Origin of the sequence: Sulfitobacter sp. HI0129, from assembly GCF_001635395.1 — a bacterium.
In the GTDB taxonomy this organism is placed as follows: domain Bacteria; phylum Pseudomonadota; class Alphaproteobacteria; order Rhodobacterales; family Rhodobacteraceae; genus Sulfitobacter.
The window spans coordinates 1-3271 of the sequence record NZ_LWGH01000375.1; the positions used below are offsets into that span (position 1 = coordinate 1).

General features: G+C 62.8%; 5 protein-coding genes and 1 tRNA gene. All 6 read right to left on the reverse strand.

What is annotated here, in order from left to right:
- On the reverse strand, positions 1 to 644 hold a 644-nt coding region (locus A3764_RS09645; protein WP_150122129.1), incomplete at its 3' end, for a heavy-metal-associated domain-containing protein.
- 297 nt (positions 645 to 941) lie between these two features.
- Positions 942 to 1016, reverse strand: a tRNA-Phe gene (locus A3764_RS09650).
- 105 nt (positions 1017 to 1121) lie between these two features.
- The gene (locus A3764_RS09655) at positions 1122 to 1313 is read right to left on the reverse strand and encodes a DNA gyrase inhibitor YacG (protein ID WP_067919154.1); all 192 of its coding nucleotides are present in this window, start codon (positions 1311 to 1313) and stop codon (positions 1122 to 1124) included.
- Positions 1310 to 2332: a ribonuclease E/G gene (locus A3764_RS09660; protein WP_067919153.1), complete on the reverse strand. Its 1023-nt coding sequence runs from the start codon at positions 2330 to 2332 to the stop codon at positions 1310 to 1312. The genes A3764_RS09655 and A3764_RS09660 overlap by 4 nt, the downstream gene beginning before the upstream one ends.
- Positions 2329 to 2904, reverse strand: a complete 576-nt coding sequence (locus A3764_RS09665) for a Maf family protein (RefSeq protein WP_067919150.1) — start codon at positions 2902 to 2904, stop codon at positions 2329 to 2331. The genes A3764_RS09660 and A3764_RS09665 overlap by 4 nt, the downstream gene beginning before the upstream one ends.
- Before the next feature lie 4 nt (positions 2905 to 2908).
- On the reverse strand, positions 2909 to 3127 hold the full coding sequence (gene infA / locus A3764_RS09670; RefSeq protein WP_005978431.1) for a translation initiation factor IF-1: 219 nt from the start codon (positions 3125 to 3127) through the stop codon (positions 2909 to 2911).
- Positions 3128 to 3271: the final 144 nt, after the last annotated feature.

Below are 3271 nucleotides of genomic sequence, written 5' to 3' on the forward strand. Positions count from 1 at the left end.
CCCGGTCCGAACAGAACAGCCGTCGTCAGCAGGAACTGAATGACCCAGGATGTCTGCATACCGATGCTGCGTTCGATCATCCCGTGGAAGCCGGGCACCAGATGCGCGCCCATTTCCAGAACGAAGACCGGCACGGTCAAGGCGGCGGCAATAAGTGTCCGCCGCGCCTGCGCGCGCGCCTCACCCGCCTTGCGCTCGCCCTGGGTCTCGCTAGAGACCCCGCCGCGGACCTTGGCGGCATAACCCGCCTCGGTGATCGCACGGGCGATTTCTTCGGGGGTGGTCGCCCCCTCGATATAAGAAACGTTGGCCGTTTCGGCGGCGAGGTTCACACTCGCCTCCAACACGCCCGGCACATTGGCCAACACCCGTTCGACCCGGCCAACGCAGGAAGCGCAACTCATCGAAGACACGTCCAGCGTAACATTCACGTGGCGGGCGGGATAACCCGCTGCCGCAAGCGCCCCTGCCGCGTCGGTCACCCGTTCGGGGGCATTCACCCGAAAGGTGGCGGTTTCCGCGGCAAGGTTGACCGAAACGTCATCAACACCCGGCACCCCCGCAAGCGCCTTGTCCACCCGCCCCACGCAAGAGGCGCAGCTCATCCCTTCGACGGAAAATTTTACAGTCTGGAAACCGGACATGATCCTATCCTTTTATCGAATACAAATGCCAGATAGTCCTTCCAGTGACTGGAAGCTCAAGCCCCTTGTACGAGATTTTTTGGAGTAGGGGAGGTTGCGGTCATGCAGAGGGGTGCCGCGCTGGTGGCCTACGCTACGCCTTCGGGAGGGGTACACGGCGAATAGGCAGATGGGCGGGGGGCTATTGACGGACAAAATCATGGCCCAATCGAGACAGATAGCGAGACACTGAGAGACAAATCAGAGACAACAGGCCGAAAAAGACCGAGCGTCTTCCTCTGACATTTTTGGCAAAAATGGTGCCCGGGGGCGGAATCGAACCACCGACACGAGGATTTTCAATCCACTGCTCTACCCCTGAGCTACCCGGGCACGGGAGGCCACCTAAGTGGTCGGGTGAGCGGGTTCTAGGAGGTCTCGGGCGGGGTGTCCAGCCTCTTTTTGGGCCTTTCCTGCGGGGTCAGACGACAGCGCCGGTCAGTGTGGCTTTTCGTCCGTTTCGCGGGCCTGAAGCGCGGCGTCTAGCGCGGCTTCGATGTCTTCGGGATCGGTTGACGGGGTGCTGTAGGCACCGTTGAGCCAACGGGCGAGGTCGAGGTCCGCGCAGCGGCGTGAGCAGAAGGGGCGGTAGGCTTTTTGCGCCGGTTTATGGCAGATCGGACAGCTCAAGGCGCGGTCTCTGCCAGCGGCTGGCGGGTTCGTTTGCGCTGGAGTTCGAAATGGCCGAGGGGCGTCCAGCCGACGAGGGCGGTTTCGATATCTTCGCCGCGCAGCGCCTGCCGCAGCGCGCTTTCGAATGCCCGGCGATCCTTCTTCGGCATAGGGGCGAGATCGAGCGTGATCTGCCCGCCCAGCCCCCGCACACGCAACGCCCGAGGCAAATTGCGCGCGCACGCCAGGTTGGCCTTCAGGCCCGCGGCGAGCGACGCATCGCTGCCGGTGTTGACGTCGACGGCGACCAGCGCCCGGGTCGGCTCCACGAAAAAGGACGCCCCATTGCCGAGCGGAACTTCTGTTCCGCGGGCGGCGTCGATCTCGTCCAGCACACCCAGCTCTTCGAAGCCACCGGGATCGGTGACAACTTCGGCTGGCGCGGTCCAATCCCGCCAGGCCAGCACATGCGGGCCGTCACCTTCCGTCAGGGTTTCCATGCCGGTATCTTCATCGCCCAGAACGGTATCCGCAAGCCTTAGCATCGCGGTAATGTCTTCGGCGATATCTTCGCCCTCGGCCCCCGCACAGGAGGAGCGTAGGATCAAGCCATGCGCTGTCTCTCCGGCGGCCTCATGGGCGAGCTCCAGCAATCTGTCGCGCTCCGCTTCATCCTTGATAGCGCGCGAAATGTTCAGGCCGGGTGCATCGGGTGTAACGATCGCGTAGCGGCTCTTGAACAGGAGTTTCTGGGTGACGGGAATGGCCTTGCCCCGTTCGGCATAACCGCTGACCTGCACCAGAAGCGCCTGCCCGGGGGCGAGCCCCTTTACCTGCCGCAAAAAGGCAGGGCCGTCCGGGGTCTTGAGGAACATGCCCCCCTGCCCCTTCACCGGTCGGTCCGCGATGGCGCGATAGACCGTGCCCGGGCGCGGGGCGTCCCCGTCGATCAGCAGATCCTCCAGCTTCCCGTCGACAAGAAGGGCTGCAGCCTCGGCATTGCCAAGGTGATCCAGAACGATCGTGCGCCCCTTCATTGCGGTCTCCCCCATGTCGCCACGCCGGCTGCTTCGAGAAGCCCGGCAGTCTCAGCCAGGGGTAGCCCCACGATCCCCGTGAAAGAACCGGAAATCCATGGGATCAACGCGCCGGCGGGTCCTTGAATACCGTAGCCGCCTGCTTTGCCCTGCCAATCGCCGGTCGCCAGATAGCCGCGCAGCTCATTATCGCTCAGGACTTTCATTTGCACTGTGCTCTGTACGTCGCGCTCCCAGACATCCTCGCCTCGCTTGACGCAGACCGCCGTGATCACCTTGTGCCGACGTCCGGACATCAGACGCAGAAAACGTTCCGCCTCCGCCGCGTCTTCCGGTTTGCCGAGGATACGCCGACCCAAGGCCACGGTGGTGTCGGCACAGAGCACGATATCATCTGCAGTACATGGAACCGCGGCGGCCTTTTCACGGGCCATCCGCGCGCAGTAGGGACGGGGAAGTTCCTGTTTCAGCGGGCTTTCGTCGATGTCCGGCGCCCGGATCTCATCCGGCACGACGCCGATCTGCGCCAGCAATTCCTTGCGGCGCGGACTGCCGGACCCCAAGATGAACAAGAGGTTACTTGAACCGATAGTTGATCCGACCCTTGGTCAGATCGTAGGGGGTCATTTCGACCTGCACCTTGTCGCCTGCCAGAACGCGGATGCGGTTCTTGCGCATCTTGCCTGCCGTATGCGCGATGATCTCATGGCCGTTTTCAAGCTCGACCCTGAATGTCGCGTTCGGCAGGAGTTCCTTCACGACACCGGGAAATTCGAGCGTATCTTCCTTGGCCATGGTTTCTCCTTCTACCTATCCGCCCTCGGACTCGGGGCGCAGGCCTAGATGGGCACATTTAAGGGGTATTTCAAGTGCGATTCAACGCAAGGTGACGTTTATCGCCGTCCCGTCACGGCCGGTCTGGTCGGCCCAGTGGTCCCG